Genomic DNA, 26,838 nt, shown 5'->3' with positions numbered 1-26,838 from the left:
TGACTCAGCGACGGTTGCCCATAATCCGCAGCAGCATCAGGAAGAGGTTGATGAAGTCCAGATAGAGCGTTAACGCCCCCATGATCGAGTAGCGACGCAGGTTTTCCGTGTCGCGCGCATCAATCTGCTCACCGATATTTTTCAGCTTCTGGGTGTCATAGGCGGTCAGGCCGACAAACACCACCACTCCGATATAGGTAATCGCCCACATCAGCGCCGGGCTCTTCAGCCAGAAGTTCACCAGCGACGCCAGCAGGATGCCGATCAGCGCCATAAACAGCAGACTGCCAAACCGGCTCAGATCGCGTTTGGTGGTGTAGCCGTAGAAGCTCATCGCGCCAAACATCCCGGCGGCGACAAAGAAGGTGCTGGCGATGGAGGAGTAGGTGTAAACCAGGAAGATGCTGGCCATCGTGACGCCGGTCAGCGCCGAATAGAGCATAAACAGCCCGGTCGCCACCGCCCCGCTCAGGCGATGCACCATGCCTGACAGGAAGAACACCAGCGCCAGCTGCGCGATAATCAGCCCGAAGAAGGTGATCCGGTTGGCGAAGACCAGCTCCATGACCGCAGGCGTACGTGCAGCGAACCAGGAGACAAACGCCGTCAGCAGCAGACCACAGGTCATCCAGCCATACACCTGGGCCATGTAAGCCTGAAGCCCGCGCGAGGCGGGTTGAACGATAGAATCATGTCGTGGATATCGATCCATGATGCACCTCTTGATAAGGGGATGAGTAGTAAGACGCTCCACAGGGAGCCCTGTCAGATTTAAGTGTGGCACAGCTCAGCTCAACTGTGCCACAACATGCCGTTTAACGCCGCGACAGGCATTGCTGATAACGGCTGTCGACGCGCTGCGCAAACCACGCCGTCGTGAGATTGCGGGTAATTTTCGGGCTCTCCAGCTTAATGCCCGGCAGCATTTCACGCGGCAGCTTACGGCCCGCCATTTTATCCGCCAGGGTAAAGACCTGCTTCCAGAGTTCGCTGTCACTGAACGACGCTTTCTCCCCTTTCTCCAGATCGCGCCGGATGGCGCTGTTGCTCATGTCGATCTGCTTCGACAGGGTGCGCACCGCCAGTTCGGTGCCGCCCGCCGCGTCTGAGCCATAGAGGATGAGATCGCCATCCAGCGCCAGCTTCATCCCGGTCGCCTTCGCCACCGCCGCCTGGAATGCCGCGTTGCGACTGGCGTACCAGCCCGCATTGAAGTCCGCGAAGCGGTAGAGTGGCTGGCTGTAGTCAGCCGGGTAGCCGAGCAGGTGCATGGTGCCGAAGTAGATCCCGCCGTGACGGGTAAAGACTTCACGCCGGATCGTGCCATCAACCGGCCACGGGTAGCCTTTGGCATGCGCCTCGGCAAAGGCAATGCTGACCTGCATCGGCCCGCCCGTGTGGATCGGATTGAGATTGCCAAACAGCGTCTGGCCCATCGGCACCATGTCGATCAGGTCGTCAAAGATGGCGCTCAGCTCTTTTTCACTGCGCACTTTGTCGAGCCGCGCCGCGTAACTTTCGCCGGTCGGGGATTTAATCAGCAGCGCCGTGCGCACCAGAAAAGCCGGCACATGGACTTTGGCTGCCCGCCGATTGATCTCACCCCAGGCGATTTTAGGCAGGCCGGGCACGGCCGCCTCAGCGCTGAAGTTACTCTCCTGATCCGCCACGGCGATCACCGCGCAGAGGTTGCTGGCGCTGGGATCGATCTGCTGGGTGCGGAAAGAGGTGTAGATATCGTCGCTCCATGCCGCTTTGTTGCTGACATGCGACGGCAGCAGCCGCTGAATTTGTGCTTTCACATCCTCAGGCTGCCGGACCGGCGCCTCGGGGGTTTTCTTGCTGCTACAGCCCGCCAGCACCAGCGCGGCGACCAGTGTCAGACGTTGCAGAATCGGGGTGGATGACATGCCTGTCCTCAGAATGAACCAAAACCCTACTCTATCATCGCCAGCGTTTCACAGGCAGGCGGGAACTGAACTAAGGTTACCTTTTTTAACGTTAAAGGAACTTACGATGTTTAAACTCTGGCCTGTTGCGGCGTTCAGCCTGTTCTTAACCGGCTGCGGCGCCAATAATACGCCTGCTCAGGTGCAGTCACCGGGCGCGCCCACCTCCTCCTCGCTGAAGCTGCTGGAGACCGGCGCCAGCGTGATGCAGTCACGACCGCCGATTGAGGCGATCAACACCTATCTGGATGGCTTCCATTTTTACAATGGTGACCAGAACGGTCAGATGGAGGCACACCACTACGTTACCGTGCTGAACGAGGATGTGATGCAGGCGGTGATCTATGACGGCAACACCCGCGACGCGCGGCTGATGGGGGTGGAGTACATCATCAGCGAACGGCTGTTCAACACCCTGCCCCCGGAGGAGAAGAAGCTGTGGCACAGCCACCAGTATGAGGTGAAGTCGGGCACGCTGATTGCGCCGGGCTTACCCGCCAGCGCCGATCACGCCCTGATGAAACGCATCGTGAATACCTACGGGAAAACCTGGCACACCTGGCATACCGATCGCGATAAAACGCTGCCGCTCGGCATTCCGGCACTGATGATGGGCTTTACAGCGGATGGTCAGATGGATTCCCGGCTGCTGGCCGACCGCGATCGCCGCTTCGACGTCGACAGCAAAGCGATTCGCGCCCAGCGCGCCGATATCGTGGCGCACCCGGCGGCGGCGGGTGCGAACGCGTGGCAGCAGGGCCAGGTGATCCAGCTGAAGCGGACGACGGGCGGCGGTGAGCACAGTCACGGCCAGACCCGCTTTGGCCCGGCGGAGCAGCTGAAGCAGCCGTAATTCCGCGCTACTCCCAGCGCTGAGCGGCCTGGTGATCGCTGTCGCGGGCATCCACCCAGCGGTCACCCTGCTCTGTCGCTTCGCGTTTCCAGAAGGGCGCGCGCGTTTTCAGGTAATCCATGATGAATTCGGCGGCGGAAAAGGCGCTGCCGCGATGGGCGCTGGTCACGCCAACCAGCACGATTTCATCGCCGGGAAACAGCTCGCCGACGCGATGGATCACCGTGACGCGCTGCAGCGGCCAGCGTTCACGCGCCGCCGCCACGATCTCCTGCAGTGCTTTCTCGGTCATACCGGGATAGTGCTCCAGCGTCAGCGCCGCCACATCACTCCCCAGATTGTGGTTGCGGACTTTACCGGTAAAGGTCACAACCGCGCCATCTTCATCACAGGCGGCCAGCCAGCGATACGCTTCCGCCATGTCAAACGGCGCGGGGCCGACGCGAATCTGCGTATCCATCTCAGCCTCCGGTCACGGGCGGGAAAAAGGCCACTTCATCCCCGGCGTGCAGGGGATGCGTCATCGGCACCAGCGTCTGATTGACCGCCGCCAGCAGCTTACCCGACGCCAGCGCCAGCGCCCAGCGGTCGTCCCGTGCAGCGAGGGATGCGCGCAGTGCCGCCACGTCCGGATAGTCAGCGCTGACCTCCAGTGCGGCCGTGCCGGTCAGCTCGCGCACCTGGGCAAAAAACAGCACCTTAATCATGGGCCACCGCCTGAAAATCGCCGCTTTTGCCACCGCTCTTGCTGATTAAACGCAGCTGATCGATGACGATATCTTTCTGCACCGCTTTGCACATGTCGTAGATAGTCAGCGCGGCCACCGAAGCCGCGGTCAGCGCCTCCATCTCCACGCCGGTTTTGCCACTCAGGCGGCAGAGCGAGGTGATGCGGACCCGGCTGTGTGCCGGTTCTGCTTCGAGGTTCACTTCCACTTTGCTCAGCATCAGTGGATGGCAGAGCGGAATCAGCTCCCAGGTGCGTTTCGCCGCCTGGATACCGGCGATGCGGGCGGTGGCAAAGACATCCCCTTTATGATGGCTGCCCTCGATAATCATCTGCAGCGTTTCCGGCTGCATCAGCACCAGCACTTCTGCCCGCGCTTCGCGCACGGTTTCAGCCTTGGCGGAGACATCCACCATGTGCGCTTCGCCCGCGGCGTTAATGTGTGTAAGTTGAGACATGCTTATTGTTTCTTCAGATGTGAGACAAAATTACAGGGCGCGGTGCGCGCATCGATCTGATCGGCAATGATGCGCTCCCAGGCGGTACGGCAGGCGCTGGTCGAACCCGGCACGGCCAGAATCAGCGTCTGATTCGCCAGACCGGCAATGGCGCGTGACTGCAGGGTCGACCCGCCAATCTCCTCATAGGAGATCATCCGGAACAGTTCGCCAAATCCCTCAATCTCGCGGTCAAACAGCGGCAGCAGCGCTTCCGGCGTGCTGTTCTTCAGGTTAAACCCGGTGCCGCCGTTCACGATCACCACCTGCACATCGTCACTGGCGATCCAGCGCGACACGGTGGCACGAATGCGATAGAGATTCTCCGGCACGATAGCGTGATCGACCACGCTGTGGCCCGCTTCCGCCGCCGCGCTGCGCAGGTAGTCACCGGAGGTGTCGTTGCTGGCATCGCGACGATCGGAGACCGTCATCACCGCAATCTGCACCGCCTGAAATTCGCTGGCTGGTTTACCCATACTGCCTCCTGATATTAGCCGCCAATGTAAGAGAGATTCTGTGTAATGCCCGTGTTGCCCTGATGGAGAAAATGGGTCTGCTTCTTCTGCCCCAGGCTGCTGGCAATGCGCGCCTGCAGTTCAGCCTGCTGGTCATCCGACGCCAGCAGATCGCGCAGCGGAATGCCGCCGTCGCCAAACAGACAGAGGTGCAGATTGCCCTGCGCGGAGACGCGCAGACGGTTGCAGCTGGCACAGAAATCTTTGGCGTAGGGCATAATCAGGCCGATCTCGCCGACATAATCGGGATGGTAAAAAACCTGCGCCGGGCCGTCACTGCGTTCGCTTTCGCGACGCTGCCAGCCCTGAGCGATCAGCTGGTCGCGGATCACCGCACCGGAAACGTGCTGATCGCGGAACAGCGAACCGCCGTCACCGGTTTCCATCAGTTCGATAAAGCGCAGCTGAATCGGACGGGTGCGGATCCAGTCCAGGAAGGTGGCGAGATTGCGGCTGTTAAGATCGCGCATCAGCACGCTGTTGACTTTAACCTGGCGAAAACCGGCGTCAAAGGCGGCATCGATGCCGCTCATCACCTGATGAAATTTATCCTGACCGGTAATGACGTGAAACTGGCGGGCATCCAGACTGTCCACACTGACGTTCAGCGCGGTTAAGCCTGCCTCGCGCCACTGCTTCACGTCACGCGCCAGCCGGTAGCCGTTAGTGGTCACCGCGATCTGACGAATGGCGGCGTTTTCACGCACCGCGGCGATGATGTCGGTGAAATCACGGCGCAGCGACGGCTCACCTCCGGTCAGCCGCACTTTTTCCGTGCCGGCTGCCGCAAAGGCCCGCGTGACACGGCGGATTTCATCCAGAGAGAGAAAGCTTTTGTTACGAATTCCCTGCGGCTTGTAGCCGTCCGGGAGACAGTAGGTACAGCGGAAATTACAGACATCCGTGACCGACAGGCGCAGGTAATAGAACTTACGCGCGTATGCATCAGTAAATTGTGACACCAGAACACCTTTCCAGATTGGGAGATGCAGTCATTTCTTCCTGCACCCTGGCAGCTCGATGGCTACGGCCTGAACCCCCTATCCGCAGACTTAGGCATTCAGGCTTGAGTGTACGCTGACCCGTTGATCAGCGCGGTAAACATGATGGTAGCGTGATTCACGCCACTCTTCCATTCGCTGTTTTCGCTATATATTCTTATACATATCGAATTTTCACCGCATTTTCGCGACAGGATACGTTAAAATGCCCGCCTGATTTTGACGTAAGTCATCCGCGCGGGCTTAGCGTTTAGAGCCTCGCCACGCGAAAGGAAAGTAAGGAGAAGTATGAATCGCACACTGGCCGATCTTGATCGCGTTGTGGCACTGGGTGGCGGACATGGTCTGGGCCGCGTGATGTCTGCCCTTTCCCCGCTGGGCTCGCGTCTCACCGGCATTGTCACCACCACCGACAATGGCGGTTCAACCGGCCGTATCCGCCGTTCCGAAGGCGGGATCGCCTGGGGGGATATGCGCAACTGCCTGAACCAGCTGATTACCGAACCCAGCGTCGCCTCTGCGATGTTTGAGTATCGTTTCGCCGGTAATGGCGAACTGGCCGGGCACAACCTGGGTAACCTGATGCTGCGCGCGCTGGATCATCTCAGCGTGCGCCCGCTGGAGGCGATCAACATCATCCGCAACCTGCTGAAGGTGGATGCCTTTTTAATCCCGATGTCGGAGCAGCCGGTGGATCTGGTGGCAATGGATGCGGAAGGCAACATGGTTTACGGCGAAACGGCGATTGACGAGATGAAGCAGCCGCCGCAGGAGCTGATGCTGCATCCCAATGTCCAGCCTACGCGGGAAGCGCTGCAGGCGATTGGTGAGGCGGATCTGATCCTGATCGGGCCGGGCAGCTTTTACACCAGCCTGATGCCGATCCTGCTGATGGATGAGATGGCGCAGGCGCTGCGACGCACGCCCGCCACCATGGTCTTTATCGGCAATCTGGGCCGCGAGCTCAGCCCCGCCGCCGCCAGCCTGTCGGTGGCTGACAAACTGGCGATGATGGAGCGTTACATCGGCAAGCGGGTGATTGATGCCGTGGTGGTCAGCCCGGCGGTCGATACCCGGGGGATTGACGATCGGCTGATCGTCCGTGAACCGCTGGAGGCCGCCGACATTAAATATCGTCACGACCGCCAGCTGCTCAGGGTGGCGCTGGAACACGCCATTCAGGGTTTTAACGGCGCTATGAGGCCGCAATAAACAGCGTACGCAGCTCATGCAGCTGGTCGCGCACGTTCGCCGCCTGCTCGAACTCCAGATTCTGCGCATGCTGCTGCATCTGTCCCTCCAGCTCGTGGATTTTCTTCTGCAGCGCCTGAGGCGTTAAGGTCAGCAAATCGGCCTGAGCCTGCGCTTCGCCCGGGCGGGCCGGTCTGGCTTTGCCACGGGTTTTCACCACGTTGTTGCCGAGTTCCAGAATATCGGTGATCTTCTTGTTGAGGCCCTGCGGCACGATGCCATTCTTTTCATTGTGCAGCTGCTGTTTCTCACGGCGGCGTTCAGTCTCTTCAATGGCGCGCGCCATCGACGGCGTAATTTTATCGCCGTAGAGAATCGCCTTACCGTTGACGTTTCGTGCCGCACGACCAATGGTCTGGATCAGGGAACGTTCTGAACGCAGGAAGCCCTCTTTATCCGCATCCAGGATCGCGACCAGCGACACTTCCGGCATATCCAGCCCCTCACGCAGTAAGTTGATGCCCACCAGCACATCAAACTCACCCAGACGCAGGTCGCGGATGATCTCCATACGTTCCACCGTATCAATATCGGAGTGCAGATAGCGCACCTTCTCGCCATGCTCTGTCAGGTATTCGGTGAGATCTTCCGCCATGCGTTTGGTCAGCACCGTTACCAGGATACGTTCGTTGGCCGCCACACGCTGACGGATCTCCGACAGCAGATCGTCAACCTGGGTGCCGACCGGACGCACTTCGATGATCGGATCGAGCAGACCGGTCGGACGCACCACCTGATCGACTACTTCATTGCCCGATTTTTCCAGCTCATATTTACCCGGCGTCGCCGACACGTAGATGGTCTGGGGCGCCAGCGCCTCAAACTCTTCAAACTTCATCGGGCGGTTATCCAGCGCCGACGGCAGACGGAAGCCATACTCCACCAGCGTCTCTTTACGCGCCCGGTCGCCTTTGTACATGCCGCCAATCTGCGGAATGGTGACGTGGGACTCATCCACCACCAGCAGGCCATCGGCAGGCAGATAGTCAAACAGCGTCGGCGGCGCTTCGCCCGGCCCGCGTGCAGAGAGATAGCGCGAGTAGTTTTCGATGCCGGAGCAGTAGCCCAGCTCGCTCATCATCTCCAGATCAAACTGGGTACGCTGGGTGATACGCTGCTCTTCCAGCAGTTTGTTGTTCTCCAGCAGCACCCGCCGGCGATCCGCCAGCTCCACTTTGATCTCTTCCATCGCCTGCAGGATGCGCTCGCGCGGCGTGACGTAGTGGGTTTTAGGGTAGATGGTGAAGCGCGGCACCACCGACTCGATCTGGCCGGTCAGCGGGTCGAACAGCGACAGCCGCTCAACCTCTTCGTCAAACAGCTCTACGCGCAGCGCAATGTCATCCGACTCCGCCGGGAAGATATCGATCACCTCGCCGCGCACCCGGAAGGTTCCGCGCTGGAACGCCTGGTCGTTTCGGGTGTATTGCAACTCGGAGAGACGACGCAGAATACTGCGCTGATCGATGATCATGCCGCGGGTCAGGTGCAGCATCATTTTCAGATAGAGATCGGGGTCGCCCAGACCGTAGATCGCGGAGACGGACGCCACCACGATCACATCCCGCCGCTCCAGCAGCGCCTTGGTGGCCGACAGACGCATCTGTTCGATGTGCTCATTCACCGAGGCATCTTTTTCGATAAAGGTGTCGGAGCTGGGCACATAGGCTTCAGGCTGATAGTAGTCGTAGTAAGAGACGAAGAACTCCACGGCGTTATCCGGGAAAAACTCTTTCATTTCGCCATAAAGCTGGGCGGCCAGCGTCTTATTGGGCGCCAGCACCATGGTCGGACGGTTGAGGTCGGCAATCACGTTGGCGACGGTAAAGGTTTTACCGGAGCCGGTTACCCCTAATAAGGTCTGATGGGCCAGTCCATCCTCCAGTCCCTCTTCCAGGCGACGGATCGCCTCAGGCTGATCGCCTGAAGGTTTAAAGGCAGAGTTTAATTTAAAGGCTTTGCTCATGAATGCATTTCCTGCTGGAGAAGTCGGCGGGCAGGCACTTATTTTACTCGGCTATGGTGATTTTGCCAGAAAATAATACTGGATATAAAAACAGTAATGGTGCAATGTTAACCCTGTTGCGGTTCCGCTCCCCTCTCTGGCGCGCGATGAAAATCCAGGCGAAGCGTGTTGCGCAAGGTTATCCCCAGGCAGAGATCGGATTTAACATTTGTCAATAGAGCGTCACAAAATTACAGTCTGGTTACCTGACAGAGAAATCGCAGGCTTGTTTTTTAATAAAATACTGATTTTACTGGCTTTAGCTTATGAGGCCAGAATCTCGTCATTATGTTACCAGGCCCCGTATTTCCTCGCTTCCAACTGGTTTTCATTACCTAATGCACAAGGTTATCCACAGGAATAGTGGATAAGTGATGGCAGCCCCGCCGCCATCAGCTGTGTATAGTTTTTCCCTGCCCTTCTGACACCGCGAAAATAATTTTTTTTCCGTTAAATTTCGCGCCCGCGGCTGGCGGAATAGTCTGCATTTTTAATCCTTCCCCCCGCTGGCCAGGCAAATTTCCGGGCGCCGACTAGAATTCTTAATCAGATTCGTTGCCTTCTCAGAGCACGCCTGCACCAGGAACAGCGCCGCCAGGCACTGCAAAAGTGCAGGTGCGTAATGACCGTGGGGAATTGATAAGTTTTTCTCACCTTTCCTTCCCCGAAAGCAGGCACAGCAGCAGAAAACAGGGCCGTTTTAAGATCTGGCCTGGGAATTGCAGGACTCTCTGGCACCAACGCGCACCAGGCGCACTGAGCTGCAACGGCGACAGGGCCGCTGCTGATGACTTGTTTGCCAGACGACAGAGAGCGGAAGCATTCAGGCTAATGATCGGGAAGGAGAGTGTCAGATGCTGAGTTTACGTTCGGTGAATCAATTTTACGGTCAGAACCACATTCTCTGGGATGTGGACCTCGATCTGGCGCCTGGCACCTGCACCGGCGTTCTGGGCCGGCCTGGCATGGGCAAAACCACGCTGGTGAACTGCATCATGGGCAGACTGCCTATCAACAGCGGCTCTATCTCCTGGAAGGAAGATGGCTCCCCGCCGGAAGATCTGCTGCTGCAACCGGCTGAACAGCGGGCACAGATGGGGATCGGCTACGTGCCGCAGGGCCGCCATATTTTTACCCAGATGAGCGTGGAAGATAACCTGCTGATCGCCCTGCTGGCGGGTGCCAGTCAGCACGATCGCCATCGCGCCATTCCTGAAATGGTGTTCGATCTCTTTCCGGCACTCTATTCGCTGCGCCAGCAGCGCAGCGGCGATCTGCCTGTCGATCAGCAGCAACAGCTGGCCCTGGCGCGTGCGCTGGTGCTGCAACCTAAACTGCTGATTCTCGATGAACCCACCGACGGCATGTCGCCGTGGCTGGAGGAGGAGATGGGCAATCTGATCCGGCGGCTTAACCTCGACTACGGGCTGACCATTCTCCTGCTGGAGCAGCGCCTGTCGCTAATCCGCCGCGTGGCAGACTACTTTCTGCTGCTGCACCGCGGTCGCAATGTGGCGCACGGCAGCATGGCGCAGCTTGACGACTACACCGTCGATAAATGGCTGACGGTGGCCTGAGGCAAAACCGGTTGCGGCGGGCAGAGCCGCCGCTGGCCGCAGCCCGGGTCCGCTTATTCAGGCAGCGTCAGGTAGTGTCCACAGGCAGCCTGCTGCGCCTCATCCGTGAGATAGGGGATCGTGCCCAGACAGGGGGCAGGCAGGCGCTGTTTCAGGCTGGCGAGATAGTGCTGATAGCGTTTGCCCGGTGGCTCGATGGTATTCGCAATCCAGCCTGCCAGGGGCAGCCCGCGCGCCCGTACCGCCTCTGCGGTGAGCAGCGCATGGTTGATGCAGCCCAGCTTAATCCCCACCACCAGAATCACCGGCAGCTGTTCGCTGACTACCCAGTCCGCATAGGTGTGCGTCTCCGACAGCGGGGTGTACCAGCCCCCGGCCCCCTCGACCAGAATCCAGTCCGCCAGCGGCTCCAGTGCCGCCAGACCGGCCGACAGCGCCAGATGGGTAATCGGCCTGCCCTCTTCCGCGCTGACGATGTGCGGCGATGTCGGTTCCATAAAGGCCAGCGGATTGACCTGCTGATACGTTAACGCGACGCTGCTGTAACGCTGCAGGGCCAGTGCATCGCTGTTGCGGATGCCCTCCGGCGTCATCTCACAGCCCGACGCCACCGGCTTATAGCCCGCACAGCGGAAGCCTGCGGCGGCGGCGGCCTGCAACAGCGCGCCGCTGGCGACCGTTTTGCCGACTTCGGTGTCGGTGCCGGTTATAAACAGGCGTTTCATGATGCATTTACTCCATAAATTAAATGATAACTCAGGCGGTAGCCGTGCCGGTCGCGCGGCCAGTGCGCCTCTAACCGGCTGAGGCGTTGCCGGGTTAACACCTGGCCGTCACGCCCCTGATGCAGATGGGTCGCGCCAATGCCCTTCAGTGAGCGCATGGCGCTGAGCGCATCGGGAAAATGGATCGTCACCCGCTCCGAGGTGCAGCGCAGCGGCCAGGCATGGCAGGCGGCGGCAATCTGCGCCTCGCTGAGAAAGCGATTGGCATGCGGCAGTGCGTCCAGATGTGACCAGGCTTCATGCACCTCCTGCAGCGAATCATCCCCCAGGGTGGAAAAGAGCAGCGTGCCGCCGGGCCGCAGCACCCGCCGGAACTGGGCCAGCGCCTGCGGCAGATCGTCACTCCACTGCACCGCCAGGTTGCTCCAGACCAGGTCAAAGCTGTTGTCCGCCAGCGGCAGCGCATCAATGTCTCCCGCCAGATAGTGCTGCGCCGCGTCGTTGCGGCGTGCCTGTTGCAGCATCTGCGGGGAGAGATCCAGCGCCGTAACCTGTTTGCCGCGCGCGCGCCAGAGCCGGCTGTACCAGCCGGTGCCACAACCGGCATCCAGCAGGTGCAGACCACTGTCGACCGGGGCGTGTGCCAGCAGGGCATCGCCGCTCAGACGCTGCAGGGCGGCATGCGCATCGTAGTGGCTCGCCGCCCGGCCAAAAGCGCGAGCGACCGCCTGTTTGTCAACCTGCAGCGTCATGCAGCGCCTCCAGTAGCAGATCGATATCCTCAGGGCGATGTGCCGCCGTCAGGGTGATGCGCAGCCGGGCGGTACCCGGTGGCACGGTAGGCGGCCGGATAGCGCTCACCCAGCAGCCCGCCTCAGCCAGCCGCGCAGAGAGCGCCACCGCCTCGCTGTTTTCACCCACCAGCAGGGGCTGAATCGCACTCTCTGAATCCATCAGCTGCCACGGCAGCGACGCCGCGCCGCGCCGGAAATGGCGGATATTCTGCTGCAGGCGCTGGCGCAGCGCCTCGCCCTGCTGAACTTCATGCAGCGCCGCCTGCAGCGCAAAAGCCTGTGCAGCGGGCATGGCGGTGGAGTAGATCAGATGACGGCTGAACTGCAGAAAGTAGTCGGCGGTGTCGGCATCGCACAGCAGGGCCGCGCCGCTGACGCCAAAGGCTTTGCCAAAGGTGATCACCTGCAGTTCCGGCCGGACGCCCTGCTGCCAGCAGCTGCCGCGCCCCTGCTCACCCACCACGCCAATGCCGTGCGCATCATCCACCAGCAGCCAGCCTCCGGCCTGACGCGTCTGCTGCGCCAGTGCAGCCAGCGGCGCGCTGTCGCCATCCATGCTGAAAATCCCCTCCGTCACCACCAGCGTCTCCCCCTCACAGGGTGAGGCGAGCCGCACCGCCAGACTCTCCGGCGCGTTGTGACTGAACCGGCGCAGCTGCGCCGGGCTGTGGCTGGCCGCGTCGAGCAGTGAGGCGTGGCTGAGCTTATCAGCCAGGATGCGATCGTTTTTCTCCCCCAGCAGATGGATCACCGCCTGGTTGGCCGCGAAACCGGAGATAAAGAGCAGCGCACGGTCATAGCCGAGCCAGTCGGCCAGCTGCGCCTCCAGATCGGCATGCTGCCGGTGATAGCCGGTTACGTGTCCTGAGGCCCCCGCGCCCGCCCCGGTCAGCGCCGCCCCCTGCTGCCAGGCCGCGATTACCGCCGGATGGCGGGTCAGGCCGAGATAATCATTGCTGGAGAAGTGGTGATAGCAGCGACCGCCGCTGTGCAGCGTGCGGGTCGTCTGTTCGTCGATAATCCGTCGCTGCCGCCAGCCGTCGGCCGCACGACGCTGATCCAGCGCCTGCCGGAATCGTTGCTGCCAGCTCATTACAGCGCCGCGTTGTAGAACTGTTCCGTGTCCGCATGGAACAGCTGCTCGCTGAGATGCTCTTCCTGCTGCTGATCGCCGTGCTGCGTGTGCGTATGCTCCGGGTTCAGCCCCAGTTTGCGGAACAGCACCCGATCGGTATCCTCTTCCGGGTTTGGCGTGGTCAGCAGTTTGCAGCCGTAGAAAATGGAGTTCGCCCCGGCCATAAAGCACATCGCCTGGGTCTGTTCGTTCATCTGCTCCCGGCCTGCTGAGAGACGCACATGGGAGGTCGGCATCATGATGCGCGCCACCGCGATGGTGCGGATAAAATCGAACGGTTCCACATCGTCGTTATCCGCCAGCGGTGTGCCTTTCACCTTCACCAGCATGTTGATCGGCACGCTCTCGGGTGGCGTCGGCAGATTGGCTAACTGCACCAGCAGACCGGCGCGATCGTTCACGGTTTCCCCGAGGCCGACGATCCCGCCTGAACAGACTTTGATCCCGGCGTCGCGCACTTTGCCCAGCGTATCCAGGCGCTCCTGATAACTGCGGGTGGTGATGATGGAGCCGTAAAACTCCGGCGAGGTGTCGAGGTTGTGGTTGTAGAAATCGAGACCCGCGCCCGCCAGTCGCTGCGCCTGCTGCTCGCTGAGGGTGCCCAGCGTCATGCAGGTTTCCATTCCCATCGCCTTGACGCCTTCAACCATCTTTTCCAGATAGGGCATATCGCGCTCGTGCGGATTTTTCCATGCGGCACCCATGCAGAAGCGGGTCGAGCCCGCGGCTTTGGCCTGACGGGCGGAGGTCAGCACCTCTTCCACTTCCATCAGGCGTTCCGACTCCAGGCCGGTCTTGTAGCGCGCACTCTGCGGGCAATATTTACAATCCTCAGGGCAGGCACCGGTTTTGATCGACAGCAGGGTACTGACCTGCACCTGACGCGGGTCGAAGTGCTGACGGTGCACCTGCTGCGCTTTAAACATCAGTTCAAGAAAGGGTTCATCAAACAGCGCTTGCGCCTGTGCAATTGTCCAGCGTTGAGCCATTACTTACTCCAAAAAGGGTGTCATCCCGACAGAAAGCAGGGGTATACTTGTAAACTATATTTTTTTATTTTGGTTTACAACTCCGATGACCCTCTCCGCGTTCACCTCTGAAGATGCCCGTTTTGACCGCCAGCATATCTGGCACCCCTACACCTCCATGCAGGATCCCCTGCCCTGCTACCCCGTGGTAGCCGCCCGCGGGGTTACGCTGCAACTCGCCGATGGCCGTGAGCTGGTGGATGGCATGTCCTCCTGGTGGGCCGCGATCCATGGCTACAACCATCCGCGTCTGAACCAGGCGCTGACCGAGCAGGTTGCACAGATGTCCCACGTCATGTTTGGTGGCATCACCCACCCGGCAGCAGTGGCGCTCTGCCGCCAGCTGGTGGCGATGACGCCTGAGGCGCTGGAGTGCGTCTTCCTGGCGGACTCCGGTTCGGTGGCGGTGGAAGTGTCGATGAAGATGGCGCTGCAATACTGGCTGGGCCGCGGTGAAACGCGCCAGACCTTTCTGACGCTGAAGCGCGGCTATCACGGCGATACCTTTGCGGCGATGTCGGTGTGCGATCCTGAGAACTCCATGCACAGCCTGTGGCGCGGCTATCTGCCGGAACATCGCTTTGCAGCGGCACCGGCCTGCGGCTTTGACGATGCGTGGCAGAGCCAGGACTTTGAGGATTTTGCCCGGCTGATTGAGACACACCATCAGCAGCTGGCGGCGGTGATTCTGGAGCCGATTGTGCAGGGCGCTGGCGGCATGCGTTTTTATCATCCGCGCTACCTGCAGCAGGTGCGGGAGGCGTGCGACCACTACGGCGTGCTGTTGATTGCCGATGAGATCGCCACCGGATTCGGCCGCACCGGCAAGCTCTTTGCCTGCGAGCACGCGGGCATCACCCCGGATATTCTCTGCGTCGGCAAGGCGCTCACCGGCGGCATGATGACCCTGGCGGCCACCCTGACCACCCGCGAAGTGGCGGACACCATCAGCCGTAGTGCGGCAGGTTGTTTCATGCATGGCCCGACCTTCATGGGCAATCCGCTGGCCTGCGCGGTCGCGTCGGAGAGCCTGAAGATGCTGGCGGAAGGAGAGTGGCAATGCCAGGTGGCAAACATCGAACGGCAGCTGCGGGCTGAACTGCTGCCGCTGCGCCACTCGCCGCAGGTGGCCGACGTGCGCGTGCTGGGCGCGATTGGCGTGGTGGAAACGCATCAGGCGGTCAACATGGCGGCGCTGCAGCAGTTCTTTGTGGAACAGGGGGTCTGGATCCGACCGTTTGGCCGCTTAATCTACCTGATGCCGCCCTACATCATCACGCCACCGGCGTTAAGCCGGCTGACCGCTGCGATTGCCGGCGCGCTGGATCATCCGCACCATTTTGTCTCCTGAGCAGGCTGACCGCTGGCACTGGCTGCGCTTTTGGTTATGATGAAAGGCTATTCATCGACAGTTAAGGAGATGTGATGCGCGTTTTTAGTCAGGATTTTAATGACGGCGAGAAGATGCCTGAGAAGCATGTTTTCAACGGCATGGGTTATCACGGCGAGAATATCTCTCCGCATCTGGCCTGGGAAGCGGCACCGGCGGGCACCAAAAGTTTTGTTGTGACCTGCTACGATCCGGATGCCCCGACCGGGTCCGGCTGGTGGCACTGGGTCGTGGCGAACATCCCGGCCAGCACCACCTCCCTGCCGCAGGGTGCCGGTTCCGGTAAAGCGGAGCTGCCTGCAGGCGCCGTGCAGACCCGAACCGATTTCGGTCAGGCGGGTTACGGTGGCGCAGCACCGCCGCAGGGCGAAACCCATCGCTACATTTTCACCGTGCATGCACTGGATGTGGAGACAATTGAAGTGGATGAAGGTGCCAGTGGCGCGATGGTCGGCTTTAATGTGCATTTCCACGCTCTGGCGAGCGCCTCGCTGACCGCGAACTATCAGTAACAGAGGACGCTTCCCTCTTCTGACCGTGTTCCCTGCATGCTCTGAGCGGATTCATCGCGGTCAGGGGCACCCGGATTTGCGTTTTTCAGCCCTCTGGATGCCTCTCCTGCTCAGGAGAGGCGTTTTCAGGATAGGTTACGCCTGCAGCGGATGGATCACGACCCACATCGGACCCTGGCCCACGGCATAACGCCCCAGCGGCTCTAACAGCCCTTTCGGTTCATTAATGGCATAGACTTCAATGTGATGCGACTTCTGCCCCGCCGCCACCAGATAGCGTCCGCTGTGGTCGATATTAAAGCCGCGCGGCTGCGTTTCGGTCGGCTGGAACCCTTCCAGCGTCAGCTCATCACCCAGTTCGCTGACGCTGAAGATCGCCAGCGTGCTGCTGGTACGATCGCAGGCATAGAGGAAACGACCATCCGGCGTCAGATGAATATCGGCTGCCCAGCGCGTGCCGCTGAAGTCCGGCGGCATCATGTCCAGCGTCTGCACGCTCTCGGCCTCTCCCCCGCCCTGATTTAACGCCCAGACCTCAACCGTGCTGTCGAGTTCGTTCACACAGTAAGCGTACTGGCCACCCGGATGGAACTGCATGTGACGCGGACCGGCACCCTCAACCGTCGTCACCTGCGCCTGCTCACGCGGCGTCAGCTGACCGTCTGCGCCCAGCGCAAACAGACAGATGCGATCCTGCTTCAGGGCCGGCACGTAGAGCGTCTTATTGTCATTGTCGATGTTGGCGGAGTGACAGCCATCCAGTCCGTTAATCACCTGCAGCGGCGCCTGCGGAATCCCATCCTCACCAATCGGGCTGACGCTGACGCAGGCATCGTTGTAGGAGCCACAGAAGAGGAATTTCCCCTGATGATCGGTGGAGATGTGGGTCGGACTGCCGGGCAGCGGCGCCTGGCCCGCTTCCGTCAGCGTGCCGTCTGCGGCAATACGGAATGCCAGCACGCGAAAATTAGGACGAACACCGACATAGAGAAAATCGCGCTTCGGACTCACCACCATCGGCTGAACCTGGCCGGCGACATCGGTCACCTGAAGCAATGTCAGCCCACCCTCATCATTCATCTGCCAGACGTGGATCTGCTGGCTCTCGGGACTGGCGGTGTAGACAACTTGTTTCATGCATTCTCCTTTTTTGCTGCCTGCTCATGAACTGTCAATCACTGTAGCGCGTTTTATTGCCGGACGCTGGAATCATTTGTGCCCTGTTTTTTGTCTCCGGGCCGCGGTCAGGTGTAGACTTTAGCCCTCGCAAACCCGGATGAATGGAAGTATTAATGAGCTACCGTGTAATTGCCCTCGACCTCGACGGCACACTGCTGACCCCCGCCAAAACGATTCTGCCGCAGTCCATCGAGGCGCTGAACCAGGCACGCCAGGCGGGTATTCACGTCGTTATCGTGACCGGACGCCATCACTGCGCCATCCATCCTTTTTATCAGGCGTTACAGCTGGAGACACCTGCGATCTGCTGCAATGGCACCTATCTGTACGATTATCAGGCGAAAAAGGTGCTGGCGTCCGACCCGCTCGATCCGCAACTCGCCCTTGAGGTGATCGACAGGCTGAACGCGCAGCGGATTCACGGCCTGCTCTATGTGGATGATGCGATGCTCTATCAGACCGCAACCGGACACGTGACGCGCACCCTGAAGTGGGCCGAATCACTTCCTGCCCACCAGCGCCCGCTGTTTCGTCAGGTGCCTGACCTCGCTCAGGCGGCGCGCGATGCCGGTTCGATCTGGAAGTTTGCGCTGTCGCATACCCACATTCCGGAACTGCAGCAGTTCGCCAGCCAGGTGGAATCGGAACTGGGGCTGGCCTGCGAATGGTCGTGGCACGATCAGGTGGATATCGCCCGCGGCGGCAACAGCAAAGGCAAACGACTGGCGCAGTGGGTTGAATCACAGGGCCTGAGCATGTCGGATGTGATCGCCTTCGGTGACAACTACAACGATCTCAGCATGCTGGAAACGGCCGGACTGGGGGTGGCGATGGGCAACGCCGACGAGGCGATTAAAGCGCGGGCGAAGAAGGTGATCGGCACCAACCTTGAAACCGCCATTGCCGATACCCTCCATCAGTACGTGTTGTAATCAGGGCGTCACCGAGACGCTTTTAATCTGGGCATAGAGCCACTGATCGGGCCGGATGCCCAGCTCATCCCGCGCCCACGGCGTGATGCGTGCCCAGAGTTCGCTGATGCCGATGCGTAGCTTCACCTCAACCTGATCGCCGACCTCCACCAGCTCCACCACCTGCGCGGGCAGAATGTTGCGGATGGAGCTGTGCTGGGGTGGCTGCAGCGCCAGCGAAACGTCGGCCGAGGCGATGCGAATGCGCAGCGGGGTCTTCACCGGCTGATTCACCCGGCTGACCCAGATGTGCTGATCGCCCAGCGACAGCGCGGTCATCGGGTAGTCGGGATGCTGCTCCAGCACCTGCACCCGCAGCACGCTGGTCAGTTCACTCATCGGCAGCCAGGGACGCATCGCGCTGCTGCTCCAGACCCGCTCCAGCGGTCCGAAGGCTTTAACCCGCCCCGCATCCAGCACCAGCACGTTATCGGCCAGCTGCAGGATCTCCTCCAGGCTGTGCGAAACGTAGAGCATCGGAATATCGACCTGCTTCGCCAGCTTTTGCAGATAAGGCATCAGTTCGCGTTTGCGCGGCAGATCCAGTGACGCCAGCGGCTCATCCAGCAGCAGCATATCCGGTGCGGTCAGCAGCGCACGGCCAATGGCGACCCGCTGCTTCTCGCCGCCCGACAGCGACAGCGGGAAGCGTGGCAGCAGCGCCTCCAGCCCCAGCAGTGACACCAGGGTGTCGAACTGCGCTTTCATCGCGGGCGCCATGCCATATTGCAGGTTGCCGCGCACCCGGTAGTGGGGAAAGAGCCGGGCATCCTGAAAGACATAGCCGATACGCCGCTTTTCCGGCGGCAGCGATATCCCCTGATCCGCATCGAACAGCAGCCGGTCATTCAGCGCTATCCGTCCGCGCTGGGGCTGAGTCAGGCCGCTGATCGCGTTGATCAGCGAGGTTTTACCGGCCCCGGAGACGCCGAAGATGGCCGTGATCCCGCTGGCCGGGATCTGCAGGTCGACCTCTAAGTGATGATCGCCCTGCTGCTGCATAAAATTCAGTGACAGCATCAGCTTCCCATCCGTTTACGACCGGCACGGGCCAGCCATTCCGACGCCAGCAGCGACGCCAGCGCCAGTACAATGGCGATCACGCAGAGGCGCGCCGCCGCCCCTTCTGCACCCGGCGTCTCGATCAGGGTAAACATCGCCAGCGGCAGGGTGCGGGTCTCGCCCGGTATATTGGAGACAAAGGTGATGGTCGCGCCAAACTCACCCAGCGAGCGGGCAAAGGCGAGCACCGTCCCGACGATCACGCCTGGCAGGGTCAGCGGCAGCGTAATAGTGAAGAACACCCGCCAGCGTCCGGCCCCCAGCGTGCGCGCCGCCTGCTCCAGCCGGCTGTCGACCGCCTCCAGCGCCAGCCGGATGGCGCGCACCATCAGCGGAAAAGCGATCACCGCGGAGGCCAGTGCGGCCCCCCGCCAGCTGAAGGCGAAGCTGAAACCGAACCAGTCATAGAGCTTTTCACCGATGATGCCGCGCCGGCCCAGGGTAATCAGCAGCAGATATCCCACCACCACCGGCGGCAGCACCAGCGGCAGATGGATCAGGCTGTCGAGCAGCGCTTTGCCGGGAAAACGGCAGCGCACCAGAATCCAGGCCATCAGGATGCCAAACGGCAGGCTGCCGAGCACGGCAATGCCAGAAACTTTGAGGCTGAGCAGTACCGCCTGCCATTCGGGATCGCTGAGTATCATTTCGTCGGTGTGAATCCGTAGTGTCTGAAGATAGCCGCCGCTTCCGGTCCTTTCAGGTAGTCATAAAACGCCTTAACGGCGGCGCGGTTGTGATCGTTAACGATCGCCATGGGATATTCCACCGGTTTGTGGCTGCTGGCCGGGAAATGCCCCACGACCTGCACTTTTTCGCTGGCCACGGCGTCGGAGCCATACACTATGCCATAGGGCGTTTCGTTGCGCTCGACCAGCGCCAGCGCTGCCCGCACGTTGTTAGCCGGGGCTAATACCGGTGCGACCTGCGGCCAGGCCCCCAGGTTCTGCAGCGCCTCTTTGGCGTAGAGTCCCGCCGGCACGTGATCCGGGTCGCCGACCGCCAGACGTTCACCGTGCAGCAGGTTTTTCCAGTCCGTCTGCTTGTCCAGCGTAACCGCTTTTGCCGCGGCGCTGCGCGGGGCGATTAACACCAGATCGTTGCCCAGCAGCGTATAACGGCTGCTCTTCATCATGCTGTTTTTAGCGACCGCATCGTCCATCCACTGCTGATCGGCAGAGATAAAGAGATCGGCAGGGGCCCCCTGTTCAATCTGGCGCGCCAGCGTGGAAGAGGAGGCGAACGAAGCGACGACGTTCACGCCCTTCTCCTGCTGATAACGGCTGGCAATATCCTGCAGGGCATTGGTCAGTGAGGCCGCCGCGAACACGGTAATATTATCGGCGGCAACCGCCTGACCGGCCAGTGAAAAAGTGACCAGCGCCGCGACGCCCCAGCGAGTGTAATGGTGTGACATGATCTTCTCCGGCTATTCGTTGTGTAGCGGATAATATAACGCATTATCACGGCATCCCGATAAATTATCGGCAGCAGAGAGAGAAGGATGAAGGGGGGCGGGATAAAAATGACCGCGCCCGCGCAGAGAGGCGGGCGGGGCAGAAATCAGTTGTGCGAACGGGCGGAGGATTTTTCGCGATGACCAAATTTTGAGATGACGTTAAACACTTCACCCAGGCCATAAATGATACCCAGCATCAGCGCCATCACCACAGGCACCATCAGGACGGCTACGGCGAGGCTTTTCAGTAATTCCAGCATCGGGAGTCTCACTCTGAGAATAAAAAAGTGATTGTAACGGGTCAGGAAAATTTTGCGCAGCCCTTTTCGTGCTTTTACTTTGGTCACGAAACGCCGCTATCATCGGCCTCCACACGCGTTAACCCTTTGCCGGAGCTGTCATGGAAGCCGAACTGTCCCTTCACATCCGTTTACAACAGAAACTGTTTGCCGATCCCCGTCGTATCGAGCTGCTGAAACGGGTCCGGGAAACCGGCTCAATCAGTCAGGGAGCAAAGCTGGCGGGCATCAGTTATAAAAGCGCCTGGGATGCGATTAACGAGATGAACCAGCTGGCGGATGAGACGCTGGTGGCGCGGGCCACCGGCGGCAAAGGCGGCGGCGGCGCGACGCTGACCCGCTACGGTGAACGCCTGATCCAGCTGTTTCAGCTGATGGAGCAGATCCAGCAGAAGGCCTTTGATGCCCTGCAGCAGGATGCCCTGCCGCTCGACAGCATGCTGGCGGCGATCGCCCGCTTCTCCCTGCAGACCAGCGCCCGAAACCAGCTGTTTGGCACCGTGATGAGCAATGACGCGCAGCAGGTGGTGCAGCATCTGCTGATTCAGCTGGCCGATGGGGTCACGCAGCTTAACGTGGCGCTGACGCAGCGCAGCGCCGATCGTCTTCAGCTGGCGGCGGGTAAAGAGGTGCTGGTGCTGATCAAAGCCCCCTGGATTCACATCAGCCGGGATGCCACCGGAGATGACAACCAGCTGGCGGCCACCGTCAGCGCCATTGAGCCGGGCGACGGCAAAAGTGAAGTGCTGCTGCAGATCGCCAGCGGCGAAACCCTGTGCGCCACCCTGACCCGCGAGCGGCTGCAGCAGCTGAAGCTGCAGCCGGGCGACGCAGTGACCGCCAGCTTTAATGCGGAGAATGCCATCGTCGCCACCCTGCTCTAGCGGGGAATTTGACATCACTACCGGCAGAGGTTACAACGCAGTAACATGATGCAAAAAACGGAACAGATTATGGCTTCATTGCATATTTCGCAAGGCACGTTTCGTCTTAGCGATACCCGGTTACTGCGCCTGAATCAGGTGGAACTGCAACGCGGCGAGAGCTGGGCGTTTGTCGGCGCCAACGGCAGCGGCAAATCCTCTCTGGCGCGTGCGCTCTCCGGGGAGCTGCCGCCGCTCTCCGGTTCGGTCAGCAGCACGTTCAGACGACCGGTCAGGCTGTCGCTGGAGCAGTTGCAGTCTCTGGTGGCACAGGAGTGGGAACGCAACAACACCGATATGCTCAGCGAAGGCGAAGAGGACACCGGGCTCACGGTGGCCGATGTCATCCAGATGGAGGGGCAGCACCCCGGACGGTGCGAACAGCTTGCCCGCCAGTTTGGCATTGAATCCCTCCTCTCACGTCGCTTCAAATATCTTTCTACCGGTGAAACCCGCAAGACGCTGCTCTGCCAGGCGCTGATGAGCCAGCCTGACCTGCTGATTCTGGATGAGCCGTTTGACGGGCTGGATGTGGCGTCGCGCGCCAGCCTGACCGACACCCTGCGCAGCCTGCAGCAGCCCGATTTCACCCTGGTGCTGGTGCTCAATCGCTTTGATGATATTCCCGATTTTATCGGGCAGGTGGGCGTGCTGGCGGAGTGTAATCTGACCCACAGCGGCGCGCGCCAGAAGATTCTGACGGAAGCGCTGGTGGCGCAGCTGGCGCACAGCGAACAGCTGCTGGGTATGGCGCTGCCGGAGGCGGATGTGCCGGATGCCCTGCCCGCCCTGGCCGATGATGCGCCGCGTGTCATCCTGCGCAACGGCACCGTCTCTTACCACGATCGGCCCATCATCAGCGGGCTGAACTGGCAGGTCAATCCAGGCGAACACTGGCAGATCACCGGTCCGAACGGTGCCGGTAAATCGACCCTGCTCAGTATGGTGACCGGCGATCATCCTCAGGGCTACAGCAATGACCTGACCCTGTTTGGCCGTCGCCGTGGCAGTGGCGAAACCCTCTGGGACATCCGGCAGCATATCGGCTATGTCAGCAGCAGCCTGCACCTGGATTATCGCGTCAGCACTAATGTGCGCACGGTGATCCTGTCGGGCTTCTTCGACTCTATCGGTCTCTATCAGGCGGCGTCTGACCGGCAGAAAGCGCTGGCGCAGCAGTGGCTGGCTCTGCTCGGCATGGACAACCGTCTGGCTGATGCCCCCTTCCACTCTCTGTCGTGGGGACAGCAGCGGCTGGTGCTGATCGCACGCGCACTGGTTAAACACCCGACGCTGCTGATTCTGGATGAGCCTCTGCAGGGACTCGATCCGATTAACCGTCAGCTGGTGCGGCGCTTTGTCGATGTCCTGATTGGCGAAGGACGCACCCAGCTGCTGTTTGTTTCGCATCACGCCGAAGATGCGCCGGCCTGCATCACGCATCGCCTGAGTTTTGTCCCTCAGGACGATGGCTACCGCTATCAGCAGGAGACCCTGCGCTAACGTTCTCTCCTCAGCCCTGACGCCGCGACAGCGGCGTTTTACAGCCCTCCTGTGTAAGCGTTACCATTCCTTCTCACCTTTCACCCTCCTGCACCACACGCAATGCCACCAAATAAGAATTTTCAGCTTGTGTAAACGATACCATTTATCCAGACTTGATCACGCTTTCGGGCGCGCTGATGTGCTAATTTTTACCGATGCCTCTTTGGCTTTTGACGCTTACCAGGACCTCACATGGACAAATTCAACCCGGTCGATCATCCGCATCGCCGTTACAATCCACTGATTGATCAATGGATTTTAGTCTCTCCTCACCGGGCCAAACGGCCGTGGCAGGGCGCGCAGGAGACCCCGGCGGTTAACACCCTGCCGTCCCATGATCCGGACTGCTTCCTCTGTGCCGGAAACACCCGCATCACCGGCGACAAAAACCCGGACTATACCGGCACTTACGTCTTTACGAATGACTTTGCCGCGCTGATGACCGACACCCCCGACGCGCCTGAGAGTGACGATCTGCTGATGCGCTGTGAAAGCGCGCGCGGCACCAGCCGGGTTATCTGCTTTTCGCCCGATCACAGCAAAACCCTGCCGGAGATGTCGCTGAGCGCGCTGGAAGAGGTGGTGCGCACCTGGCAGGAGCAGACCGCTGAGCTGGGACAGCACTATCCCTGGGTGCAGGTGTTTGAGAACAAGGGCGCGGCGATGGGCTGCTCCAACCCGCATCCGCATGGTCAGGTCTGGGCCAACAGCTTCCTGCCGAATGAAGCGCAGCGTGAAGATGACCACCAGCGAGACTACTTCGCGAAAAAGGGTTCACCGATGCTGGTCGATTACCTGGCGCGTGAACAGCAGGATGGCAGCCGCACCGTCGTGGAAACCGAACACTGGCTGGCCGTGGTGCCCTGGTGGGCCGCCTGGCCGTTTGAGACCCTGCTGCTGCCGAAAGCGCACGTCAGACGTCTGACCGATCTCAGCGCAGCACAGCGCACCGATCTGGCACTGGCGCTGAAACAGCTGACCAGCCGCTATGATAACCTGTTCCAGTGCTCCTTCCCCTACTCTATGGGCTGGCATGGCGCACCGTTTAACGGCGAAGCCAACGATCACTGGCAGCTGCATGCCCACTTCTATCCGCCGCTGCTGCGTTCAGCAACGGTACGCAAATTTATGGTCGGCTATGAAATGCTGGCCGAAACCCAACGCGATTTAACGGCGGAACAGGCGGCGGAACGTCTGCGTTCTGTCAGCGACGTTCACTTCCGTGAGGCACAACAATGAGCTTAAAAACCATCACGCAGCAGCTTTTCTCAGACACCTTCGGTTACGCCGCCACCCATACCATTCAGGCACCGGGTCGCGTCAACCTGATTGGTGAGCACACCGACTATAACGACGGCTTTGTGCTGCCCTGCGCCATTGACTACCAGACGGTGATCGCCTGCGCCCGCCGTGACGATCGCCAGATTCGCGTGGTCGCGGCGGATTATGAGAATGCACAGGACACCTTTTCGCTCGATGAAGAGATCGTCAGCGTGCAGGAGCCGATGTGGGCGAACTATGTGCGCGGCGTAGTGAAACATCTGCAACGGCGTCATGCCGATTTCGGTGGCATCGACATGGTGATCAGCGGCAACGTTCCGCAGGGCGCGGGCCTCAGCTCCTCTGCCTCGCTGGAAGTGGCGGTCGGCACCGTGGTGCAGCAGCTCTATAACCTGCCGCTGGATGGCGCGGCGATTGCGGTTAACGGTCAGGAAGCAGAAAACCAGTTCGTTGGCTGCAACTGCGGCATCATGGACCAGCTGATCTCCGCGCTGGGCCAGAAAGATCACGCCATGCTGCTCGACTGCCGCACGCTGGGCACCCGTCCGGTGTCGATGCCGGCAGATATCGCCGTGGTGATCATCAACTCCAACTTCCGCCGCACTCTGGTCGGCAGCGAATACAATACCCGTCGCGAGCAGTGTGAAGCGGGCGCGCGCTTCTTCAACAAAAAAGCGCTGCGTGATGTTGAGCTGGCGGAGTTTGAAGCGGCAGAGGCGAAGCTGGACCCGCAGGTGGCTAAGCGGGTGCGTCACGTTCTGACCGAGAATGCCCGCACGCTCGAAGCCGCCGATGCGCTGAGCCGGGGCGACCTCTCCCGTATGGGTCAGCTGATGGCCGAGTCGCACGCCTCCATGCGTGACGATTTTGAGATCACCGTGCCGCCGATCGACACGCTGGTGGAGATCGTAAAAGCGCAAATCGGTGAGCACGGGGGTGTTCGCATGACCGGCGGCGGCTTCGGCGGCTGTATCGTTGCGCTGATGCCGCTGGATCGGGTGGATCAGGTGAAAGCCGCCGTTGCGGAGCAGTATGAAGCGCAGACCGGCATCAAAGAGACCTTCTACGTCTGCAAAGCCTCTGAAGGAGCCGGTCAATGCTGAATGACGTCAACTCTCACGCGCCCGACGGTCAGCCGTGGCGCATCACGGTGCTGCGCAATGCCAACGGCATGCTGGCGACCTTTATGGACTGGGGCGCAACCTGGCTCTCCGCCCGCGTGCCAATGCAGGATGGCACGGTGCGTGAAGCGCTGCTTGGCTGCGCCACCCCCTCTGACTATCTGCACCAGGAGGCTTATCTCGGTGCCACGGTGGGCCGTTACGCTAACCGCATCGCCGGTGCAAAACTGACCACAATCAACCGTCAGCTGGTGCCGAACCAGGGCGCGCATCAGCTGCATGGCGGCCCGGAAGGGTTTGATAAACGTCGCTGGCAGATTGTCAGCCAGTCAGACAGCGACGTGCACTACCGCCTGGATTCGCCGGATGGCGATCAGGGCTATCCCGGTAACCTGATTGCCGACCTGCACTATCATCTGGACGATCAGAACTGCCTGAGCATCCGCTATGAAGCACGCTGCGACCAGCCCTGTCCGGTCAACCTGACCAACCACGCTTACTTTAACCTTGATGCGCATCATGGCGACGCCCGCCAGCATCGCTTACAACTGCACGCAGATCACTATCTGCCGGTCAACAGCGAAGGGATTCCTAATGCGCCGCTGAAAGCCGTGGCCGGCACCAGCTTTGATTTCCGGCAGGCGAAAACGGTCGCGCAGGATTTCCTGACAGACGACGACCAGCGTGCGGTGAAGGGGTATGACCATGCGTTTCTGCTCAACAGCGCAGGCGACGACAGCCAGCCTGCCGCAGAACTCTGGTCAGAAGATGGCAGACTGCAGCTCAGCGTCACCACCTCCGCTCCGGCCCTGCAGTTCTACTCTGCCAACTATCTGGCCGGTACCCGTGCCCGCGAGCAGGAGAGCTATACTGCATTTCAGGGCATTGCGCTGGAGAGTGAATTTTTACCGGATTCGCCCAATCATGCTGAGTGGCCTCAGCCCGATTGCTGGCTGCAACCGGGAGATCGCTGGGAATCGGTGACGCGCTATCGCTTCACGCCACGCTGATCTTCTGGCTGAAAAACGCGCAGTGC

At 60.5% G+C, this 26,838-nt stretch carries 28 protein-coding genes and 1 riboswitch; of the genes, 11 read left to right on the top strand and 17 right to left on the bottom strand.

Annotation, left to right across the window (positions count from 1 at the left end; all coding sequences use genetic code 11):
• Nucleotides 1-4: 4 nt before the first annotated feature.
• Both HFD97_RS01835 and HFD97_RS01830 read right to left on the bottom strand, forming a co-directional pair.
• A complete protein-coding gene (locus tag HFD97_RS01835; protein ID WP_046101458.1) occupies nucleotides 5-712 on the bottom strand; it encodes a Bax inhibitor-1/YccA family protein in 708 nt (235 codons plus the stop codon).
• Between the two features lie 103 nt (nucleotides 713-815).
• A complete protein-coding gene (locus HFD97_RS01830) occupies nucleotides 816-1,910 on the bottom strand; it encodes a DUF1615 domain-containing protein (protein ID WP_058958322.1) in 1,095 nt (364 codons plus the stop codon).
• Between the two features lie 106 nt (nucleotides 1,911-2,016).
• Between HFD97_RS01830 and HFD97_RS01825 the strand changes: the two genes are divergently transcribed.
• Nucleotides 2,017-2,802: an OBAP family protein gene (locus HFD97_RS01825; protein WP_167431107.1), complete on the top strand. Its 786-nt coding sequence runs from the start codon at nucleotides 2,017-2,019 to the stop codon at nucleotides 2,800-2,802.
• Nucleotides 2,803-2,809: 7 nt separating this feature from the next.
• On the opposite strand, the gene moaE is transcribed toward HFD97_RS01825, so the two are convergent.
• The 5 genes from moaE to moaA form a co-directional block, all read right to left on the bottom strand.
• Nucleotides 2,810-3,262 (bottom strand): molybdopterin synthase catalytic subunit MoaE, encoded by a 453-nt coding sequence (gene moaE, locus HFD97_RS01820; protein ID WP_009091326.1) that lies wholly within the window; start codon nucleotides 3,260-3,262, stop codon nucleotides 2,810-2,812.
• Nucleotide 3,263: 1 nt separating this feature from the next.
• Entirely contained in the window at nucleotides 3,264-3,509 is a 246-nt protein-coding gene (moaD, locus tag HFD97_RS01815; protein WP_009091327.1) for a molybdopterin synthase sulfur carrier subunit, read from the bottom strand.
• Complete coding sequence (gene moaC / locus HFD97_RS01810) at nucleotides 3,502-3,987, bottom strand: cyclic pyranopterin monophosphate synthase MoaC (RefSeq protein ID WP_111207711.1); 486 nt, start codon at nucleotides 3,985-3,987, stop codon at nucleotides 3,502-3,504. The genes moaD and moaC overlap by 8 nt, the downstream gene beginning before the upstream one ends.
• 2 nt (nucleotides 3,988-3,989) lie before the next feature.
• On the bottom strand, nucleotides 3,990-4,505 hold the full coding sequence (moaB, locus tag HFD97_RS01805; protein WP_009091329.1) for a molybdenum cofactor biosynthesis protein B: 516 nt from the start codon (nucleotides 4,503-4,505) through the stop codon (nucleotides 3,990-3,992).
• A 14-nt stretch (nucleotides 4,506-4,519) separates the two neighbouring features.
• Nucleotides 4,520-5,506 (bottom strand): GTP 3',8-cyclase MoaA, encoded by a 987-nt coding sequence (gene moaA, locus HFD97_RS01800; protein ID WP_167431108.1) that lies wholly within the window; start codon nucleotides 5,504-5,506, stop codon nucleotides 4,520-4,522.
• Nucleotides 5,496-5,629: riboswitch (molybdenum cofactor riboswitch) on the bottom strand. Its footprint overlaps the gene before it by 11 nt.
• Before the next feature lie 204 nt (nucleotides 5,630-5,833).
• Between moaA and yvcK the strand changes: the two genes are divergently transcribed.
• A complete protein-coding gene (gene yvcK / locus HFD97_RS01795; protein WP_009091333.1) occupies nucleotides 5,834-6,757 on the top strand; it encodes a uridine diphosphate-N-acetylglucosamine-binding protein YvcK in 924 nt (307 codons plus the stop codon).
• Here yvcK and uvrB read toward each other — a convergent pair.
• The gene (uvrB, locus tag HFD97_RS01790; protein ID WP_009091335.1) at nucleotides 6,741-8,762 is read right to left on the bottom strand and encodes an excinuclease ABC subunit UvrB; all 2,022 of its coding nucleotides are present in this window, start codon (nucleotides 8,760-8,762) and stop codon (nucleotides 6,741-6,743) included. The two genes, yvcK and uvrB, sit on opposite strands and share 17 nt — an antisense overlap.
• An 893-nt stretch (nucleotides 8,763-9,655) precedes the next feature.
• Between uvrB and HFD97_RS01785 the strand changes: the two genes are divergently transcribed.
• Nucleotides 9,656-10,378 (top strand): ABC transporter ATP-binding protein, encoded by a 723-nt coding sequence (locus HFD97_RS01785; protein ID WP_009091339.1) that lies wholly within the window; start codon nucleotides 9,656-9,658, stop codon nucleotides 10,376-10,378.
• Between the two features lie 53 nt (nucleotides 10,379-10,431).
• On the opposite strand, the gene bioD is transcribed toward HFD97_RS01785, so the two are convergent.
• From bioD to bioB, 4 genes are read right to left on the bottom strand one after another with little or no spacing between them, the layout of a single operon-like run.
• Nucleotides 10,432-11,103, bottom strand: a complete 672-nt coding sequence (bioD, locus tag HFD97_RS01780; RefSeq protein ID WP_046101450.1) for a dethiobiotin synthase — start codon at nucleotides 11,101-11,103, stop codon at nucleotides 10,432-10,434.
• On the bottom strand, nucleotides 11,100-11,855 hold the full coding sequence (gene bioC / locus HFD97_RS01775) for a malonyl-ACP O-methyltransferase BioC (protein WP_167431109.1): 756 nt from the start codon (nucleotides 11,853-11,855) through the stop codon (nucleotides 11,100-11,102). The genes bioD and bioC overlap by 4 nt, the downstream gene beginning before the upstream one ends.
• On the bottom strand, nucleotides 11,839-12,990 hold the full coding sequence (gene bioF / locus HFD97_RS01770; protein WP_167431110.1) for an 8-amino-7-oxononanoate synthase: 1,152 nt from the start codon (nucleotides 12,988-12,990) through the stop codon (nucleotides 11,839-11,841). Before bioF ends, bioC begins: the two co-directional genes overlap by 17 nt.
• Nucleotides 12,990-14,021, bottom strand: coding sequence for a biotin synthase BioB (bioB, locus tag HFD97_RS01765; protein ID WP_009091343.1), 1,032 nt, complete (start codon nucleotides 14,019-14,021; stop codon nucleotides 12,990-12,992). The genes bioF and bioB overlap by 1 nt, the downstream gene beginning before the upstream one ends.
• Nucleotides 14,022-14,106: 85 nt before the next feature.
• On the opposite strand from bioB, the gene bioA reads away from it, so the two are divergent.
• Complete coding sequence (bioA, locus tag HFD97_RS01760; protein ID WP_167431111.1) at nucleotides 14,107-15,411, top strand: adenosylmethionine--8-amino-7-oxononanoate transaminase; 1,305 nt, start codon at nucleotides 14,107-14,109, stop codon at nucleotides 15,409-15,411.
• Nucleotides 15,412-15,485: 74 nt separating this feature from the next.
• Nucleotides 15,486-15,962: a kinase inhibitor gene (locus HFD97_RS01755; protein WP_009091345.1), complete on the top strand. Its 477-nt coding sequence runs from the start codon at nucleotides 15,486-15,488 to the stop codon at nucleotides 15,960-15,962.
• A gap of 135 nt (nucleotides 15,963-16,097) precedes the next feature.
• On the opposite strand, the gene pgl is transcribed toward HFD97_RS01755, so the two are convergent.
• Entirely contained in the window at nucleotides 16,098-17,099 is a 1,002-nt protein-coding gene (pgl, locus tag HFD97_RS01750; RefSeq protein WP_167431112.1) for a 6-phosphogluconolactonase, read from the bottom strand.
• Between the two features lie 155 nt (nucleotides 17,100-17,254).
• Here pgl and HFD97_RS01745 point away from each other — a divergent pair, with 155 nt between their 5' ends.
• The gene (locus HFD97_RS01745; protein WP_167431113.1) at nucleotides 17,255-18,073 is read left to right on the top strand and encodes a pyridoxal phosphatase; all 819 of its coding nucleotides are present in this window, start codon (nucleotides 17,255-17,257) and stop codon (nucleotides 18,071-18,073) included.
• Here the strand turns inward: HFD97_RS01745 and modC are convergent, their stop codons facing one another.
• From modC to HFD97_RS01725, 4 genes are all read right to left on the bottom strand, one after another.
• Entirely contained in the window at nucleotides 18,074-19,132 is a 1,059-nt protein-coding gene (gene modC / locus HFD97_RS01740) for a molybdenum ABC transporter ATP-binding protein ModC (RefSeq protein WP_009091349.1), read from the bottom strand.
• Entirely contained in the window at nucleotides 19,132-19,821 is a 690-nt protein-coding gene (modB, locus tag HFD97_RS01735) for a molybdate ABC transporter permease subunit (RefSeq protein WP_167431114.1), read from the bottom strand. Before modB ends, modC begins: the two co-directional genes overlap by 1 nt.
• Complete coding sequence (gene modA, locus HFD97_RS01730; RefSeq protein ID WP_058958447.1) at nucleotides 19,818-20,591, bottom strand: molybdate ABC transporter substrate-binding protein; 774 nt, start codon at nucleotides 20,589-20,591, stop codon at nucleotides 19,818-19,820. The genes modB and modA overlap by 4 nt, the downstream gene beginning before the upstream one ends.
• 146 nt (nucleotides 20,592-20,737) lie before the next feature.
• Nucleotides 20,738-20,893: an AcrZ family multidrug efflux pump-associated protein gene (locus tag HFD97_RS01725; RefSeq protein WP_009091356.1), complete on the bottom strand. Its 156-nt coding sequence runs from the start codon at nucleotides 20,891-20,893 to the stop codon at nucleotides 20,738-20,740.
• A 140-nt stretch (nucleotides 20,894-21,033) separates the two neighbouring features.
• Here HFD97_RS01725 and modE point away from each other — a divergent pair, with 140 nt between their 5' ends.
• The 5 genes from modE (at nucleotide 21,034) to galM (ending at nucleotide 26,812) form a co-directional block, all read left to right on the top strand.
• The gene (gene modE / locus HFD97_RS01720) at nucleotides 21,034-21,816 is read left to right on the top strand and encodes a molybdenum-dependent transcriptional regulator (RefSeq protein WP_009091358.1); all 783 of its coding nucleotides are present in this window, start codon (nucleotides 21,034-21,036) and stop codon (nucleotides 21,814-21,816) included.
• Nucleotides 21,817-21,885: 69 nt separating this feature from the next.
• On the top strand, nucleotides 21,886-23,358 hold the full coding sequence (gene modF, locus HFD97_RS01715) for a molybdate ABC transporter ATP-binding protein ModF (RefSeq protein WP_167431115.1): 1,473 nt from the start codon (nucleotides 21,886-21,888) through the stop codon (nucleotides 23,356-23,358).
• Nucleotides 23,359-23,592: 234 nt separating this feature from the next.
• Complete coding sequence (gene galT, locus HFD97_RS01710; protein WP_009091362.1) at nucleotides 23,593-24,639, top strand: galactose-1-phosphate uridylyltransferase; 1,047 nt, start codon at nucleotides 23,593-23,595, stop codon at nucleotides 24,637-24,639.
• On the top strand, nucleotides 24,636-25,784 hold the full coding sequence (galK, locus tag HFD97_RS01705; RefSeq protein WP_058958449.1) for a galactokinase: 1,149 nt from the start codon (nucleotides 24,636-24,638) through the stop codon (nucleotides 25,782-25,784). The genes galT and galK overlap by 4 nt, the downstream gene beginning before the upstream one ends.
• Complete coding sequence (galM, locus tag HFD97_RS01700; protein ID WP_167431116.1) at nucleotides 25,778-26,812, top strand: galactose-1-epimerase; 1,035 nt, start codon at nucleotides 25,778-25,780, stop codon at nucleotides 26,810-26,812. The genes galK and galM overlap by 7 nt, the downstream gene beginning before the upstream one ends.
• Nucleotides 26,813-26,838 lie beyond the last annotated feature (26 nt).

It is taken from the genome of Pantoea sp. EKM103V (genome assembly GCF_011800365.1).
Taxonomy (GTDB): Bacteria; Pseudomonadota; Gammaproteobacteria; order Enterobacterales; family Enterobacteriaceae; genus Pantoea; species Pantoea anthophila.
This window is presented reverse-complemented; position numbering and strand designations above follow the sequence as displayed.